This window comes from Nocardia acidivorans NBRC 108247 (genome assembly GCF_001625085.1).
Classification (GTDB): Bacteria; Actinomycetota; Actinomycetes; order Mycobacteriales; family Mycobacteriaceae; genus Nocardia; species Nocardia acidivorans.
Genome location: NZ_BDAW01000038.1, coordinates 15,257 through 32,058, shown reverse-complemented (window position 1 = coordinate 32,058; position 16,802 = coordinate 15,257). Strand labels below are relative to the sequence as shown.

The following is a 16,802-nucleotide window of genomic DNA, read 5'->3' as shown; positions in this document are numbered from 1 at the left end:
GACACAAGCCTCGAGACGGTTATGCCTGTAGCCTCTATCCCGATGTCCACGAAAGCTCAGACCACCACCACGGCCGCTGCCGAGACGAAATCGGCGAGCGAGGGTGCGGACGCAGCATCGAACGGTTCCTATGAACTGCCGACGCAGACCCGCCGCCTGACCGGTTGGGGTCGCACCGCAGCCACCACGTCTGAAGTTCTGTCGACCGCCGACCCGGAGCTGATCGTCAAGGCGGTCGCCATGGTCGCGCAAGACAACGACTCCAAGCCCGCGCACCTACGCCGAGGCGTCATCGCGCGCGGCCTGGGCCGCTCGTACGGCGACCACGCGCAGAACTCCGGCGGCCTCGTCATCAATATGCCGGCGCTGAACCGCATCCACCGTATCGACCGCGATTCCCGTCTGGTCGATGTGGACGGCGGTGTCAGCCTGGATCAGCTCATGAAGGCGGCGCTGCCCTTCGGGCTGTGGGTTCCGGTGCTGCCGGGCACCCGGCAGGTGACCATCGGCGGCGCCATCGCCTCCGATATCCACGGTAAGAACCATCACTCCGAGGGTTCCTTCGGCAATCACGTGCGGTCCATCGACCTGCTCACCGCCGATGGCAAGGTCTCCACCATCGGGCCGAAGAAGAACGCGAAGCTGTTCTGGGCCACCGTCGGCGGTAACGGCCTGACCGGCATCATCCTGCGCGCCACCATCGAAATGGTGCCGACGGAGACCGCCTACTTCATCAATGACGGTGTCAAGACCAGCACGCTGGACGAGACCATCGCCGCGCACAGCGACGGCAGTGAGGCGAACTACACCTACTCCAGCGCCTGGTTCGATGTGATGAATCCGCTGCCGAAGTTGGGGCGCGCCACCATCACTCGCGGCCGACTGGCCAAGCTGGACGAGCTGCCCGCGAAGAAGCAGCGCAATCCGCTGAAATTCGATGCGCCGCAGTTGCTCACGGTGCCGAATATCTTCCCGAGCTTCACCGCGAACAAGCTGACCCTCGGTTCGGTCGGCGAGGCGTACTACGCCATGGGCGGCAATTACACCGGCAAGATCCAGAACCTGACGCAGTTCTACCACCCCCTCGACATGATCGCGGAGTGGAATCGGGCGTACGGTCCGGCCGGTTTTCTTCAGTACCAGTTCGTGGTGCCGACCGAGGCCGTCGATGAATTCAAGAAGATCATCATCGATATCCAGGCGTCCGGGCACTATTCGGCGCTCAATGTTTTCAAGCTGTTCGGCCCGGGTAATCCCGCGCCGTTGAGCTTCCCCATGCCGGGCTGGAACATCTGCGTCGACTTCCCGATCCGGGCCGGGCTCAATGAGCTCGTCACCGATCTGGACCGCCGGGTCACCGAGTTCGGCGGGCGGCTCTACACCGCGAAGGACTCGCGCACCACCGCCGAGACCTTCCACAAGATGTACCCCCGGATCGACGAGTGGATCAAGATCCGCCGCAGTGTCGATCCCACAGGCGTTTTCATGTCCGATATGGCGCGAAGGCTGGAGCTTCAGTGATCAATGCGGTAGGGAATCCGCAGTCCATTCTGCTGCTGGGCGGCACCTCCGAGATCGGTCTCGCGATCTGCTCGGAGTACCTGAAGAAGGGTCCCGCGCGGATCATTCTGGCGGCGCTGCCCGGTGATCCGCTGCGCGAAGAGGCTGTCGCGCAGATGAAGTCGGCCGGCGCCTCCGAGGTCGAGGTCATCGACTTCGACGCCCTGGAGATGGACTCGCACCCCAAGGTCATCGAGGCCGCCTGGGCGCACGGCGATGTGGATATCGCCATTGTCGCCTTCGGCATGCTCGGCGATGCCGAGGAACTGTGGCAGGACCAGCGCAAGGCCGTCATCGCCTGCGAGCTGAACTACACCGCCGCCGTCTCGGTCGGCGTCCTGCTCGGCGAGAAGATGAAGGCCCAGGGTTACGGCCGCATCATCGCCATGAGCTCGGTCGCCGGTGAGCGCGTCCGCCGCTCCAACTTCGTCTACGGCTCCACCAAGGCCGGCCTGGACGGCTTCTACCTGGGCCTCGGCGAGGCACTGCGCCCGCACGGCCCGCGCGTCACGGTCATCCGCCCCGGCCAGGTCCGCACCCGCATGTCGGCCCACGTGAAGGAAGCCCCCCTCACGGTCGACAAGGAAGACGTCGCCGCCCTCGCGGTCGCCGCCTCCGAGAAGGGTAAGGAAATCGTCTGGGCCCCGGGCACTTTCCGCTACATCATGATGGTGCTGCGCCACATCCCGCGCCCCATCTTCCGCAAACTGCCCGTCTAGGCAATAGCGACAATAACGAGCGGTGACCGCGACGGTCACCGCTCGTTTGTCATTCGACACGTGGGCCGCGACCGATGCCGGCACGCGCCGCTGGTTAGGGTGACCTGGTCCATGCAAGCGAACCCGGAGGCGGAGTGGGAATGAGCGAGGAAGCGGGCGGCCGGGGGGCAGTGCTGGTGCGGCGGGCCGGGGGTGCGCTCGGGGAGGGCGTGCTGGCGGCCGTGGTCGCGGCGGCGGTCGCCGGGGTGGGGCTGGCGGCCTTCGGGACGGTGCAGTGGCCCGCGTTCAATTCCTCCCATGTGACTCGGGCATTGACGACCGTGGGGCAGGTGGTCGCGCTGGCCTTGCTGGTGGGGGCGATTGTGCTGGTGCGGATGGGCAGGTGGCCGGCGCTGGCGAAACTGCTTTCCTGGGTGGGGATTTCGGGGTTCGTGACGGTCACGCTGGGGATGCCGCTGGCGGCTACCAAGCTGTATCTGTTCGGGATCTCCGTGGATCAGGAGTTTCGGACGCAGTATTTGACGCGGTTGACCGACAGTTCGGCGCTGCACGATATGAACTACATCGACCTGCCGCCGTTCTATCCGGGCGGATGGTTCTGGGTCGGAGGACGATTCGCGAATCTGACCGGGATGGCCGGGTGGGAGGCGTTCAAGCCGTTCGCCATCATCGGGCTCGCGGTCACGGCGGTGATCGCGGTTGTGCTGTGGTCCAAGCTGATTCGCGCCGATTGGGCCGTCGCCGTGGCGGCCGCCACCACCGCCGTCACGCTGGCCTACGGGTCGCCCGAGGCATACAGCGCGCCGCTGGTCCTACTGTTCGCGCCCGCGCTGGTGCTGGCCTGGGGTGCGCTGTACCGACCCGGAGAACCCGCCGCCGCGACCGCCGGTGGCTGGGGCGCGGTGCTGGGGACCGGGCTCTTCCTGGGTGTGGCGGCCATGCTCTACACGCTCTATTTCGGCGTGGCGGTCTTCGCGGTCTGCCTCATGGCCGTGGTCGCCGCCGCCCTCGCGCTGCGTGAGCGCGGTAAAGCGGTACGGGCGCAACGGCATCGGGCGAACGCCGGGGCCGCGGTGCCCGGACGCTGGCGAACGGTGTGGCCGATTCTGCTGCGGCTCATCGTCGCGGGCGTCATCGCGGGCCTGCTGGCGCTGACCGTCTGGTTCCCGTTCCTGTTGAAAATGCTCGGCGGCACCATCCCCAAGTCCGGCACCGCCTTCCATTACCTGCCCGATGGCGGGTCGCAATTGCCGCTGCCCATGTTCGAATTCTCGCTGCCCGGCGTGTTCTGCCTGCTCGGCACGGTGTGGCTGGTGCTGCGGGTCGGGAGTTCGCGGCGCGCACAGACTTTGGCCATCGGCGTGATCGCCATCTATCTCTGGTGCCTGCTGTCCATGACGGCCACCGCCGCCGGGACCACAATGCTCTCCTTCCGGCTGGAGCCGATCCTGTACGCCCTGCTCGCGGCGGCGGGTGCGTTCGGGTTCGTGGAGGGAGCGCGGGCGGTCTACCAGGTGTTGAACGAGCCGTCGCGAATGCGGTTGGCGGCGGGGGTGATCGCGGTGATCGGGGCGATCGCGTTCAGTCAGCAGATTCCGCATGTGCTGGCCAATGAGATCACCACCGCGTACACCGATACCGACGGCAATGGGGAGCGGGCCGATAGGCGCCAGCCCTCGGCGGTCTCGCATTACCGGGCGATCGATGCCGCGCTGCTGGAGCAGACCGGGCGGCCGCGGGATCAGAGTGTGGTGCTGACCGCGGACACCACCTTCCTGGCGATCTACCCGTACTACGGATTCCAGGCGCTCACTTCGCATTACGCGAATCCGCTCGCCGATTTCGCGGCGCGGTCCGCGGAGATCAAGCGGTGGAGCCGGCTGAAGACACCGCGGGAGTTGCTGGACGCGCTGGCGCACTCCCCCTGGCGCGCCCCCGACGCGTTCCTGTTCCGGCGCTCCGGGGACCAGTACACGCTGCGCCTCTCCGAGGACGTGTATCCGAATGATCCGAATGTGAAGCGCTATACGGTGACGTTCCCGGCATCACTGTTCGAGGACGGGCACTTCCGGGCTACCGATATCGGGCCGTTCACCCTGGTTGTGGTGCACCCCTGAGCGTTATAGCCGTGGGCTGTGCATTGTGATGCGGCCCACGGCTATGTCTCGATTCGGACTCGAGACAAGCGTCACTTATGCACAGAAGTGCCCCGAAACCTGTGGATGAACACCCTTTTCTGTGGATAACTCATGCACTTGCCAGCACAATCTCAGCGCTACCCGGTAGCGTGGGCCGCTGATTGTGAAGGCAAGAGGAGTTATCGCGTGGCACAGGGGTGGGATACCGACCGGACTATCGCGGACCGAGCCGCGGTAGCGGTTCTAGACCGAACAGTACCGAAAACTGTTGCCCCGGAGCGCACTCACCGACAGCGTGTCGCGCACCGGCTGCGCGCTGCGCGCGCCGACCTGATCGTCGCCACCGGATACCTCGGTCTCGCCGTACTGGTGCTGTCCGGCCAGTGGCTGCACACCGATCGCGGCTACCTGATCAAGAGCGGTCAGGACCAGACCATGTGGGAGTGGTTCTTCGCGGTCACCGCCAACAAGATCGCGCATCTGGAGAATCCGCTCGGCACCGTCCTGCAGAACTATCCGGACGGCGTGAACATGATGGCCAATACCGCCATGTTCGGCGTCGGCGTCCCGCTCACCCCCGTCACCCTGCTGTTCGGGCCGACCGTCACCTTCGTCCTGGTGCTCACCCTCGGCCTGTTCGGCACCGCCTTCGCCTGGTACTGGCTGTTCTCCCGGGAATTGGTCGACTCGAAACTCGCCGCCGCCGTGGGTGGCCTGTTCTGCGGTTTCGCGCCCGCCATGATCTCGCACGCCAACGCGCACCCGAACTTCGTCGTGCTGGCCCTGCTTCCGCTCATCGCACTCCAGCTCATCCGGGTCGCCCGGCATATGCACGCATCGGAGGAGGTCCGCAGGGCGCGGCGGCTGCGCGACGCCTTCGTCCTGGGCCTGCTGGTCGCCCTGCAGATCGCACTGGGCGAGGAGCCGCTGCTGATCTTCGCGCTCGCCTTCGCCGTCTTCGCCTTCGTGTATTACCTGCACACCCCGCGCGCCGGACTGCTCGCGCTGCGCACCGTCCTGCCGACGGTGTTGCTGGCCGCGGGAATCACCCTGGCCCTCACCGAGATTCCGCTGTGGTGGCAGTTCTTCGGACCGCAGTCCTACCGCTCCATCGACCACGGGCCGATGCAGAACGACCTCAAGGCGCTGTTCCAATTCCCGTCCGAATCGCTCGGCGGGGTGCTCCAGCACGGGCAGAACGTGGCGATCAATCCCACCGAGGAGAACTCCTACTTCGGCTGGCCGCTCCTGCTGCTGGTGCTCATGACCGCGGTGTTCATGTGGCGCGAACGCGTGGTGCGGGCCGCCGTCACCGTGATCGTGGCGGGTTCGGTGCTGTCGCTGGGCTCCACCCTGCTGATCGGTAAGCGCGACACCGGAATCACCATGCCCTGGCACTGGTTCGAGGAAGTTCCGCTGCTCAATTCGGTGCTGGAATCGCGGTTCACCATGGCCGCCATTCCCGCCATCGCCATCATGCTCGCCATGGGAACCCAACGCGCCCTGGAGTATTGGCGCGTCTCGGCCACCGACTGGCGGCCACTGGCCTGGTTCGCCGCCATGACCCTGGCCCTGCTGCCGCTCACCCCCACCGTCCTGCCGGTGGTGCAGCGCCCGGCCACCCCGGCCTTCTTCGCGGATGGCACGGTGCGGCAATACGTTTCGCACGGTTCGGTGGTGATCACACCCCCGCCCACCGCTCCGGACGCCCGCGCCCTCCAGTGGCAGACCGCCGCCGACTTCGAATTCCCGCTCGCCGGAGGCTATTTCGTCGGACCCACCGGCACCGAGAAGAAGGGCCGCTACGGTCCGGACGATCGCCCCACCGCGAGCCTGCTGATCAAGGCGCAGCACGACAACAAGGTCCCGGTCATCGACGACGCCGCGCGGGCACAGGCACTCGCGGATCTGCGGTACTGGCAGGCCGATGTGATGGTGTTGCCGCCCACCGACAATGCCGACGCGCTGCGGATGACGGTGGATCAGCTGCTCGGCTTCCCGGCGCGACGCGTCGACGGCGTGTGGCTCTGGGAGGTGCGCGGACTGGTCAGCTGACGCGGTTGTAGGTGACGTGACCGCTGATATCGAGGTCGCGGATCAGTTGGCCGCCGGTCAGGCGCAGGACCTGGGTGGCCTGCGGGTGGCAGTTGGCACCGCCGCTGGTGGTGACGCCATTGCCGACGGTGACCTCGCCGGCGGACACCGCGATCAGTCGATAGTCGAAGGCGCACACCAGGGTTCCATTGCGGTAGACCGTCGAGGTTTCCACGACCTGATTGACCTCACCCTGACCGATGGAGAGCCGATAGTCGTCATTGTTCTGATCGCTGCTGCCGGTCCATTCACCGAGGAATCCCGCCGGGATCCACCCGGCCGGCACGGCCGCCGCCGTGGTGGCCGGTGGTGTGGCCTGCTGTATCGGTGCGCTGGAGATCCCGGACGGTCCGGTGGCGGCGGGCTGAACGATCGCCGAAACCGGTGCGCCGGAAGTGCTTCCGCTGCTCTCCAGTTGATACGCCAGCAGGAATCCGCCCCCGGCGAGCAGGATCGCGACCGCACCGCCGAGGACTCCGGCCAGCAGGCGTGAGTTACCGCGTGCCGGAGCCGGTGGCGGGGCCGGATCGGGCTCACGGGCGGGCGCGAGTCCCGAGGCACGCACGGTGGTCTTCATGCGCGAGGGGTCGACCGCCGGAATCGGCCGGGGCGCACTGATATACGGCAGTGGATCGCCGGTCGGCGGTCCGGACAGGGCGGTCCACGCGGCATCCACGAAATCGGCGCACCCGGCGAAGCGATACTCCGGATTCTTGGCCAGCGCCCGATCGAAGACGAAGTCCAGCGCCCGCGGCAGATCGGGCCGGACCTGGGTGATGCGCAGCGGCGGAATCCGGGTGTGTGCGAGCACCCAGCCCGCCAGATCCCTGGCCATATACGGCCGATGCCCGGTGAGCAGTACGAAAAGTGTGCAGGCCAGCGAGTATTGATCGGTGCGCGGATCCAGCGGCGCACCGGAGACCTGCTCGGGTGAGGCGTAGGCGAAGGTGGCCGCCACATCCCCGGTCCGGGTGAGATGGGTGGATTCATCGCGCAGCCGGGCAATCCCGAAGTCCGTCAACAGCGCTCGCTCCGCCCGCCCGTCCTCGGCCGGGGAGAGCAGGATATTCGACGGTTTCACATCGCGATGCAGCACGCCCTTGCCGTGCGCGTAGTCCAGGGCCGAGGCCACCCCGCTGCCGATGCGCAGGGCGCGTTCGGGTCGGGTGGCGCGCAGGGCGTCGGCGTCATTGCCGTCGATGTACTGCATGGAGATCCACAGTCGCCCGGCGTCCTCCCCGGTGTCGTAGACGGCCACGATATTGGGATGGTCGAAGCGGGCGGTGATATCGGCCTCGCGTTCGAAGCGGCGCCACGCCTCGGCGTCGGCGTTCACCCCGCCATTGCCCATCACCTTGATGGCGGCGAGCCGGGGCAGGCGGGGATGGCGGGCCGCATAAACGGTGCCGGAGCCGCCCGCCCCCACACTGCGCTGAATGACGTATCCGGCGATCACCTCGCCGGGTCGCAGTTCAGCCATGACGCACCTACTTCAGCGGCGCTCGGGAAAGCCAGTCGCTGAGTTCATTATCGACGGTGTGGCCCGGCCAGCGGAGCACTAAAACGAAACGCGATCGCGGATCGCCGTCCGGAAAGGTGACCGCGGCGAGCACGTGTCGCGCCTCGGTATCGGTGGTGGCGGCCGGATCCACGGATTTATCGGTGGTGACGGTCAGCTCCCCGGCCACATCCTGATGGCTGGCCCGGACGGCGCGCGAATTCCCGCCGAAGAACAGCGTGCCCACCGATTGCGCCGGGCGGGTGCCGAAGTCGAAGAATTCGAAGCGCACCTGCCCGGTGGAGTCCTGGGCATTGCACATCACCCGGTGCGCACCCCGGGTGGGGGCGGCGTCCTCCGGGCCGGGATCGCGTTCGAGACAGTTCGCGCCCTGCCAGCCCACCGCGCTGCCATTGGTCGCCAACTGCCCGACCAGACTCGGGAAAGCCTGTGCGATGGCGGCGTATTCGCTGCCCCAGGAGCGCGCCACCTGATCGGCGCTGGTGTACGTGATGAGCCCGCTCACATCGGTTTTGCGGCTCACCCGGCCATCGGAGAGCAGGGTGAGCGTGGTGGGTCCGTTGGCGCGGCAGGCATTGGCGGGTTCACCGGTCACGATCTCGGAGGTGCCGATGAGCAGCCGATCGCCGCCGGACGGCACCTGGCCGAGCGGAGCGGCGAACTCGCAGTGGAAGGGCGCGCCATTGGGCAGCACACCGTCAACGCGGTTCTGCAGGATGGAATCGCCGGTCCGGCCCTGCTGCACGATGAGTCGATAGTTGGTCTGGCCCTCGGTGGCGAGCCAGGTGCCGACGAATTCATCTGGTACAGAACCGTTTCCGGTGACCTTAGGTTCAGAACCGGTGCTCGACAACAGGACTGCCGCACCCGTCGCGAGTACGACGGCGGCGAGCACCGGAAGCACCACCGGTTTGCGGAACAGCCGCCTTGCCAGTGGCTTTCGTGCTCGCACCATCGCCGCGCCACGCGCGGGCGCCGTCACCGCCAGTTCCGGATCCGAGTAGTACGCCGCCGTGGCGGCCTCGGCGAATTCCAGGCAGCTGGGGTAGCGGTCGTCCGGATCCTTGGCCAGCGCGCGGGCGAAGACCGTGTCCAGGGCGGCGGGCAGATCGGGTCGAACGGCGCTGACGCGTAGCGGTTTTCCCCTGGTGTGCGCGTGCACCCAGCCGAGCAGATTGTCGGCGGTGAACGGCCGTTGGTCGGTGAGCAGGACGAACAGCGTGCAGGCCAGTGAGTACTGATCTGATGCCGGAGCGGCCGGTTGGCCCGAAACCTGTTCGGGTGAGGCGAAAGCGAAGGTCGCCGAGATCCGCCCGGGATGGGTGAGATCGGTGGTCTCGTCCCGCAGCCGGGCGATCCCGAAATCGGTGAGCAGCGCCCGCTCCGGCCGCCCGCTGTCGGAGTCCGCGATCAGAATGTTCGACGGTTTCACATCGCGATGCAGGACGCCCTTGCCGTGCGCGTAGTCCAGCGCGCCGCCGATCTCCTCCGCGATCCGCAACGCCCGATCCGGTGAAATCCCGCGCAGCTCAGCGGCATCGGTGCCCTCGATGTACTGCATGGAGATCCAGAAGCGCTCCTGCTCGATGCCCCGGTCGTACACCTGCACGATATTCGGATGATCGAAGTGGGCGGCGATATCGGCCTCGCGCTCGAACCGCTTCCACACCTCGTCGGCCCGGGTGACGTCATCGCGTTTCAATACCTTCAACGCCGTCAACCTGGGCAGCCGTGGATGTCGCGCCGCGTAGACGACGCCCGATCCACCAGCACCGATTCGCCGCGCGACGACATACCCGGCGATCACTTCGCCCGGTCGCAGCTCGGTCATGCTCCCTCGATATTCTTCCGGCCCGGCCCCTCGCCCAGTTCGGATAACAACCATCGTAAAGGGCGACAGAGTATTTCAGTTCGGCGCGGGTGCGGTCACGGGTGAAACCCGCCGGGGTGGCTAGCATCGGGGATCGTGCGCGAAGACACCCGAGCGTTTCCCCGAGTCCGACTGCTCGCCGTGGTATCCGGAATTCTCGGAATCCTGCTGGCGGTGCTGACACCGATCCTGCCCGTACGGCAGGACCGGCCCACCGTGCACTGGCCGCAGGGCGACTCGGTGAATATCGACGCACCGCTGGTGTCCTATGTCCCGCTGAGCCTGGACGTGAACCTGCCGTGCCGGGCATTGTGGGAGCTGCCGAGCGGAACCCTGTACTCGACCGTGCCCGTCGCCTCCGGGAAGGCGGTGGACAAGGGCCTGGTCGTCAAGATCGAGGAGAGCGCGCCGAAGACCGCCACGCCCGAGGGCGGCGCGGCGACCGAGGGCACGCGCACGCTCTCGGTGCTGCTGCGGAACATTCCGCTGCTGTCCGCCCCGGTCGAGGAGATTCAGAACTGCGCAGCGGTGGTACTGCACTCCGATGCCGCCGAGACGCGCGTCGAGCTCACCGGCGTCACGCGCAAGGACGGCACGCCGTTCCTCGGCCGCGTCGGCGGCGACACCCGGCCGCAGGTGGTCGGCATGTTCACCGATCTGACCCGGGCGCAGCTGGGAGACGGCGCGGCGCACGCGGATATCGACGCCCGCTTCACCTCCAGCCCGAGTTGGCTCAAGCGCGCCGCCATCATCGGCGCGACGCTCTTCACGCTGCTGTCGCTGTACGCCCTGCATCTGCTCGACACCCGCGACGGGCGGCGGCCACGCCGCTTCCTGCCCGCGCACTGGTGGCGCTTCCGGCTCGCCGACGGCGTGGTGCTCGGAACATTGGTGGTGTGGCATTTCATCGGGGCCAATACCTCCGATGACGGCTACATCCTGAATATGGCTCGGGCCTCGAAGGTTTCGGGGTACATGGCCAACTACTACCGATGGTTCGGCGTCGCCGAAGCGCCCTTCGGCTGGCCGTACGAGGTGCTGGTCTGGATGACCCGGATCAGCGACTCCAGCCCCTGGATGCGACTGCCGTCACTGCTCGCGGGGCTGGTCTGCTGGCTGGTGATCAGCCGGGAGGTGCTGCCGCGCTTGGGTTCCCGGGTGCGCCGGGACAATGTCGCGGTCTGGACGGCGGGCCTGGTGTTCCTGGCCGCGTGGATGCCGTACGACAACGGTCTGCGACCGGAGCCGATCATCGCCGCCGGTGCGCTGCTGACCTGGTGCTCCATCGAACGCGCCATCGCGACCGGACGCCTGCTGCCCGCGGCGCTGGGCGTGCTGATCGCGGGGTTCTCGCTGGCCGCCGGGCCGACCGGGCTCATCTGCCTCGCCGCGCTCATCGCCGGATCGCGACCGGTACTGCAGGTGATCATCAAGCGGGCCAAGGGAACCGGCTCGGCGCTGCTGCGCTACGCCGCGCTGCTCGCACCGGGCGTGGCCGCCGGAACCCTGGTGCTGGTGGTCGTTTTCGCCGATCAGACACTCGCCTCGGTGATGGAGGCGACCCGGGTGCGTAAGCTCATCGGGCCGAATGTGGCCTGGTTCGACGAGCGCACCCGCTGGGATTCCCTGCTCATGCTCTCGCCCGACGGATCGCTGGCCCGCCGGTTCGGTATTCTCGCCATGCTGCTCTGCCTGGGCGTCTGCGTCATGGTGATGCTGCGCAAGAACGGGCGGATTCCCGGCACCTCGCGCGGGCCGTCCGCGCGGATTCTGGGCATCATCTTCATGGCGCTGTTCCTGATGATGTTCACGCCCACCAAGTGGACGCATCACTTCGGGGTGTACGCCGGGCTCGCCGGATCGGTGGCGGCACTGGCGGCGGTCGCGGTGGGCGTCAACGGAATTCGATCCCCGCGCAATCGGACGCTGTTCGCGGCGGCTGTGCTGTTCCTGCTGGCCATCACCTTCACCGGACCCAACGGCTGGTGGTACGTCTCCAGTTACGGTGTGCCGTGGTTCGACAAGGCCCCGCTGATCGCGGGCAAGGGATTCTCCACGCTCTTCCTCGGATTGGCGATCCTGTGCCTGCTCATCGCCGCCTTCCAGCACTACCGCGAGCCGTACCGGCAGCCGAAACCGGTGCGCGCCTTCGACAAATTCGCGAGTATGCCGCTCACCATCGCGGCCGCGCTGCTGGTGCTGTTCGAGGTGCTGTCGCTGGCCAAGGCCGCCGTCACCCAGTACCCGGCGTACAGCATCGCCAAATCGAATATCGATGCGCTGAAGGGTGATTCGTGCGCCCTCGCCAATGACGTACTGGTGGAGACGAATACCGCCGACTCGCTGCTGCAACCCTGGACGGGCGCGCCCGCCGACGGATTGGCTTCGCAGAACACCGGATTCAGCCCGAACGGCGTCGCCACCGACCTCACCGCCGATGCCGAGGAGACCGTCAGCGGCGGAGCCAACTCGGTCAGCAAGGACTCCGCCAACAAGACCACCAACACCACCGGCGCCGGGACCGGCGGCGGTAAGAGCGCACAGGCCGGTCTCAACGGTTCCACGGTCGCCCTGCCCTTCGGACTCGATCCGGCGCGCACACCCGTCATGGGCAGCTACACCGACGGTGATCAGGCCCCGGCCAAGCTCACCACCGAGTGGTATCGGGTCGACCTGTCCGACAGCGTGCGTGCCGATCCGGCCTACAGGGTCCTGATCGTCACCGCGGCGGGCCGCATCCGATCGGTCAACAAGGACGGTGTGGAGACCTACGGCGGCGACCTGTTCGTCGAATACGGCACCCGCGCCGCCGACGGCACCGTGAGCAATACCGGCAGGATCCGCCCCTTGGACATCGGACCCGCGCCCTCCTGGCGCGACCTGCGCGTCCCCATCTCCGATATCCCGGTGGGAGCCAACAGCATTCGCCTGGTCGCCGACGACCGGGACATCACCCCCAAGCAGTGGCTGGCCGTCACCCCGCCCCGGCTGCCCACCCTGCAAACCCTGAATACCCTTGTCGGCCATACCGCCCCGGTCCTGGAGGACTGGCACGTCGGCCTCGCCTTCCCCTGCCAGCGCCCCTTCGACCACCACGACGGCATCGCCGAGGTCCCGCAATGGCGCATCCTGCCCGACCGCACCGGCTCGGACGCCTCCAACGCCTGGCAGGACGATATCGGCGGCGGCCCCCTCGGCTGGACGGGCCTACTGCTCAAATCCCAGACCCGCCCCTCGTACCTCGACCACGACTGGGGCCGGGACTGGGGCTCCCTCGAGCAGTTCACCCCCTATGTCCCGAATGCCGTCCAGGCCGCCCCGGACGTGACCGTCGAAACCCGTTCGGGCGTCGGTAAGGACGCCCCCATAAGGGCCAGGTAGACAGCCGTTTTCGACGGGGTCGCCAAGCCTGCTCGGTGACCCCGTCAACACGGCCGAACAGGTGCGATGCGGCATACGTGCCGCACCGCCGGAGTGAACAGCGCCACTCCGGGTCGCGGACAGTACGATCAGCAACCGTGCCCGACGCCTCCGCTGTATTGAGCAAACCGCCCTCGACGCCGACACCCACGGCGACGCCGCGCGACTATCGGATCGCGAAAATGATCGCGATCGTCGCCGGTGTCCTCGGGGCGCTGTTCGCGCTGGCGACGCCGTTCCTTCCGGTCAAGCAGACCACCGCGGTGGTGAACTGGCCGCAGAACGGCACGCTCGGCAGTATCGACGCACCGCTGGTATCGCAGGTGCCGACCGATCTGACCGCGACCATTCCCTGTTCGGCGATAGCGCAATTGGATCCGCGCGGCGGCATTCTGCTGGCAACCGCGCCGCCGCAGGGAAAGGGCGCGGACCTGGAGGGGCTGTTCGTCCGGGTCTCCGGGGACAGCGTCGACGTCCTGGATCGCAATGCCGTCGTGGCGTCGGCGCAGCGGTCCGAGATGAGCGAATGCAGCTCCATAGTCATCAGCTCCGATGACGAGAAGACCACCGCGAAATTCGAGGGGCTGACCCGCACCGTCGAGAAGCCGACCGCGGACGGCGGACGCGAATCGGTCACCGTACCGGTGGAGAGCTCCCTGCTGGGTGATCTGCGGCCGCAGGTTGTCGGCGTCTTCACCGATCTGAAAGGTGATGTGCCGCAGGGCCTGTCCTTCCACATGAAGGTGGATTCGCGGTTCTCCACCTCGCCGACGATCCTCAAGCTGATCGCGATCATCGCGGCCGTCCTGCTGACACTGCTGGCCATGGGCGCGCTCGCGGTACTCGACACCAGCGACGGGCGCGGGCACCGGCGCATCTTCCCCCGGCACTGGTTGCAGCCGACCTGGGCGGACGGCGGCATTATCGGCACGCTGATGCTGTGGCACTTCGTCGGCGCCAACACCTCCGACGACGGCTACATCCTGACCATGGTGCGCGTGGCACCGCACGCGGGCTATATGGCCAACTACTTCCGCTGGTTCGGCGTCCCGGAGGCCCCGTTCGGCTGGTACTACTACGTCATCCAGGCGTTCTCGGAGATCTCCACCGCCAGCCCGTGGGTGCGAATTCCGGCGCTGCTCTGCGGCATTCTCTGCTGGCTGGTCATCAGCCGCGAGGTGGTGCCGCGGCTCGGGCGCGGGGTCGCCTCCTCCAAGGTGGCGCTGTGGACCGGCGGCCTGGTCTTCCTGGCCTTCTGGCTGCCCTACGACAACGGCCTGCGCTCGGAGCCCATCGTCGCGCTGGGCGCGCTGCTGACCTGGGTCTCGATCGAACGGGCCATCGCCACCTCACGATTGCTGCCCGCCGCGGTCGCGGTCCTGGTCGCGGCGTTCACCCTCGCGGCCGCGCCGACCGGATTGATGTGCGTGGCAGCGTTGCTCGCCGGCATCCGGCCCCTGGTGCGCATTGTGGTGCGGCGGCGCAAGCAATTCGGTGATGTGGCACTGCTCGCCCCCATCGCGGCCGCCGGATTCCTGGTGCTGGTGGTCGTCTTCGGCGACCAGACCTTCGCCGGAATCATGGAGGCGAACCGGGTGCGGCAGGCCACCGGACCCAATCTCGCCTGGTATGAGGACTATCTGCGCTACTACTACCTGTTCGTCGAGACCGTCGACGGCTCGCTGGCCCGGCGCTTCGCCTTCCTGGTGATGATCCTGTGCCTGATCACCACGCTGCTGGTGCTGCTGCGCCGCCGCCAGGTGCCGGGCATCGCCTCCGGACCGACCTGGCGACTGCTCGGCGTGGTCTTCGGAACCATCTTCTTCATGATGTTCAACCCGACCAAGTGGACGCACCACTTCGGTTCGTACGCGGGTATCGCGGGCGCGCTGGCGGCGGTCACCGCGGTCGCGGTCTCGGCGACGGCACTGCGCTCCCGCAAGAATCGCTCGGTATTCCTGGCCGGACTGCTGTTCACGCTCGCGCTCGCCTTCTCCGGCATCAACGGCTACTGGTACGTCTCCAGCTACGGCGTGCCGTGGTTCGACAAGCGCGTCTCACTGCACGGCTTCCAGTCCAACACCCTGATGCTCATGCTGTTCGGGCTCGCACTGGCGGTGGTCGCGTGGCAGTCGCTGCGCGAGGGCTACGCCAAGCCGATGGTGAATGGAAAGACCAAGCGCGGCAGGCGGGTTCGTAAGTTCGCGGCCATCCCGCTGACCGTCGTCGCGGCGCTCATGGTGGCGTTCGAGGTGCTGTCGCTGGTCAAGGGCGCGGCCACGCAGTACCCGGCGTACTCGCTGGCCCGCTCCAATATCGACGCGCTGTCGGGTAAGAGCTGCGGACTCGCCAATGACGTGCTGGTGGAGCCGAATGTCAACGGCGGCAACCTGACCCCGGTCATCGATCCGGCGCATCCGCCGCTCAACGGCGATCCGCTCGCGGGCACGGATCCGGTCGGCTTCTCCCCCAACGGAGTTCCCGAGAAGCTCGACGCCGACAGCGTCGAGGTGAAACCGGGCACCGGCAACACCTCCAACCAGACCGTCGGCCCGGCCTTCGAGAAGGGGCAGAACGCGGGCACCGGCGGCGGTAAGGGCGCGGAGGGCGTCAACGGCTCCACCGTGGCGCTCCCGTTCGGCCTGGACCCGGCCACCACCCCGGTCATGGGCAGCTGGCAGGACGGCGTGCAGCAGCCCGCCAACCTGACCTCCAGCTGGTACCGGCTGCCCGCGCGGTCGGCCGACTCACCGCTCATCGTCATCTCGGCGGCGGGCCGCATCCTGTCCTTCGACGACACCGGCAATATGACCTACGGACAGCAGCTGCTGGTCGAGTACGGCCATCAGAATCCGGATGGCTCGGTCACCGAACTGCCGGGCAACTACCGGCCGCAGGACATCGGCCCGGCGCCGTCCTGGCGGAACCTGCGGGTGCCGGTCGACGCGCTGCCCGGTGCGGCCGATGTCATTCGCATTCACGCCATCGATCCGATCCTCATCGGCGATCAGTGGCTGGCGTTCACCCCGCCGCGGATGCCCAAGTTGCAGACGCTCAACAGCTACCTGGGTTCGGAGCAGCCGATCCTGGAGGACTGGGCGGTCGGCCTGCAATTCCCGTGCCAGCGCCCGTTCGACCACCGCTACGGCGTGGCCGAGGTGCCGAACTTCCGCATCCTGCCGGATCGGCCGCTCGCCATCAGCTCCACCAACACCTGGCAGGCCGAGGAGTTCGGCGGACCGCTGGGCTGGGCGGAAATGCTCGGGTCCTCGCAGACCGTGCCCACCTATTTGAAGGACAACTGGGCGCGGGACTGGGGCTCGCTGGAGAAGTACACGCCGTACTACCCGGCCACCGCGGCCGAGATCCAGACCGGAACCGAAACCCGCTCCGGACTCTGGTCCCCGGGCAAACTCCGGGCCTGACCCTTTCGATCCACGGCTACAGCGGCCGCCCGCGGAAATGCGGGCGGCCGCTTCCGT

Annotated in this window: 8 protein-coding genes; 6 read left to right on the top strand and 2 right to left on the bottom strand. The window is 67.4% G+C overall.

The window, feature by feature from the left end; translation table 11 throughout:
- Window positions 1-36 precede the first annotated feature (36 nt).
- From dprE1 to NA10_RS21265, 4 genes are all read left to right on the top strand, one after another.
- Window positions 37-1,521: a decaprenylphosphoryl-beta-D-ribose oxidase gene (gene dprE1, locus NA10_RS21280; RefSeq protein WP_373862396.1), complete on the top strand. Its 1,485-nt coding sequence runs from the start codon at window positions 37-39 to the stop codon at window positions 1,519-1,521.
- Complete coding sequence (dprE2, locus tag NA10_RS21275; protein WP_067570666.1) at window positions 1,518-2,279, top strand: decaprenylphospho-beta-D-erythro-pentofuranosid-2-ulose 2-reductase; 762 nt, start codon at window positions 1,518-1,520, stop codon at window positions 2,277-2,279. Before dprE1 ends, dprE2 begins: the two co-directional genes overlap by 4 nt.
- A gap of 140 nt (window positions 2,280-2,419) precedes the next feature.
- A complete protein-coding gene (locus tag NA10_RS21270) occupies window positions 2,420-4,396 on the top strand; it encodes a galactan 5-O-arabinofuranosyltransferase (protein ID WP_084515085.1) in 1,977 nt (658 codons plus the stop codon).
- 207 nt (window positions 4,397-4,603) lie between these two features.
- Window positions 4,604-6,472, top strand: coding sequence for a glycosyltransferase family protein (locus NA10_RS21265; protein ID WP_245677628.1), 1,869 nt, complete (start codon window positions 4,604-4,606; stop codon window positions 6,470-6,472).
- Here the strand turns inward: NA10_RS21265 and NA10_RS21260 are convergent.
- Complete coding sequence (locus NA10_RS21260; RefSeq protein ID WP_067570664.1) at window positions 6,465-7,991, bottom strand: serine/threonine-protein kinase; 1,527 nt, start codon at window positions 7,989-7,991, stop codon at window positions 6,465-6,467. The two genes, NA10_RS21265 and NA10_RS21260, sit on opposite strands and share 8 nt — an antisense overlap.
- Before the next feature lie 7 nt (window positions 7,992-7,998).
- Window positions 7,999-9,861: a serine/threonine-protein kinase gene (locus NA10_RS21255; RefSeq protein WP_067570662.1), complete on the bottom strand. Its 1,863-nt coding sequence runs from the start codon at window positions 9,859-9,861 to the stop codon at window positions 7,999-8,001.
- A 135-nt stretch (window positions 9,862-9,996) separates the two neighbouring features.
- On the opposite strand from NA10_RS21255, the gene NA10_RS21250 reads away from it, so the two are divergent.
- Together NA10_RS21250 and NA10_RS21245 are read left to right on the top strand one after the other, a co-directional pair.
- Entirely contained in the window at window positions 9,997-13,281 is a 3,285-nt protein-coding gene (locus NA10_RS21250) for an arabinosyltransferase domain-containing protein (RefSeq protein WP_067570660.1), read from the top strand.
- Between the two features lie 137 nt (window positions 13,282-13,418).
- Entirely contained in the window at window positions 13,419-16,745 is a 3,327-nt protein-coding gene (locus NA10_RS21245; RefSeq protein WP_067570659.1) for an arabinosyltransferase domain-containing protein, read from the top strand.
- Window positions 16,746-16,802: the final 57 nt, after the last annotated feature.

Bases quoted from the DNA above. Each gene is read 5' to 3' on its own strand.
- NA10_RS21270 (WP_084515085.1), top strand. From the start codon at position 2,420: ATGAGCGAGGAAGCGGGCGGCCGGGGGGCAGTGCTGGTGCGGCGGGCC.
- NA10_RS21260 (WP_067570664.1), bottom strand. From the start codon at position 7,991: ATGGCTGAACTGCGACCCGGCGAGGTGATCGCCGGATACGTCATTCAG.
- NA10_RS21255 (WP_067570662.1), bottom strand. From the start codon at position 9,861: ATGACCGAGCTGCGACCGGGCGAAGTGATCGCCGGGTATGTCGTCGCG.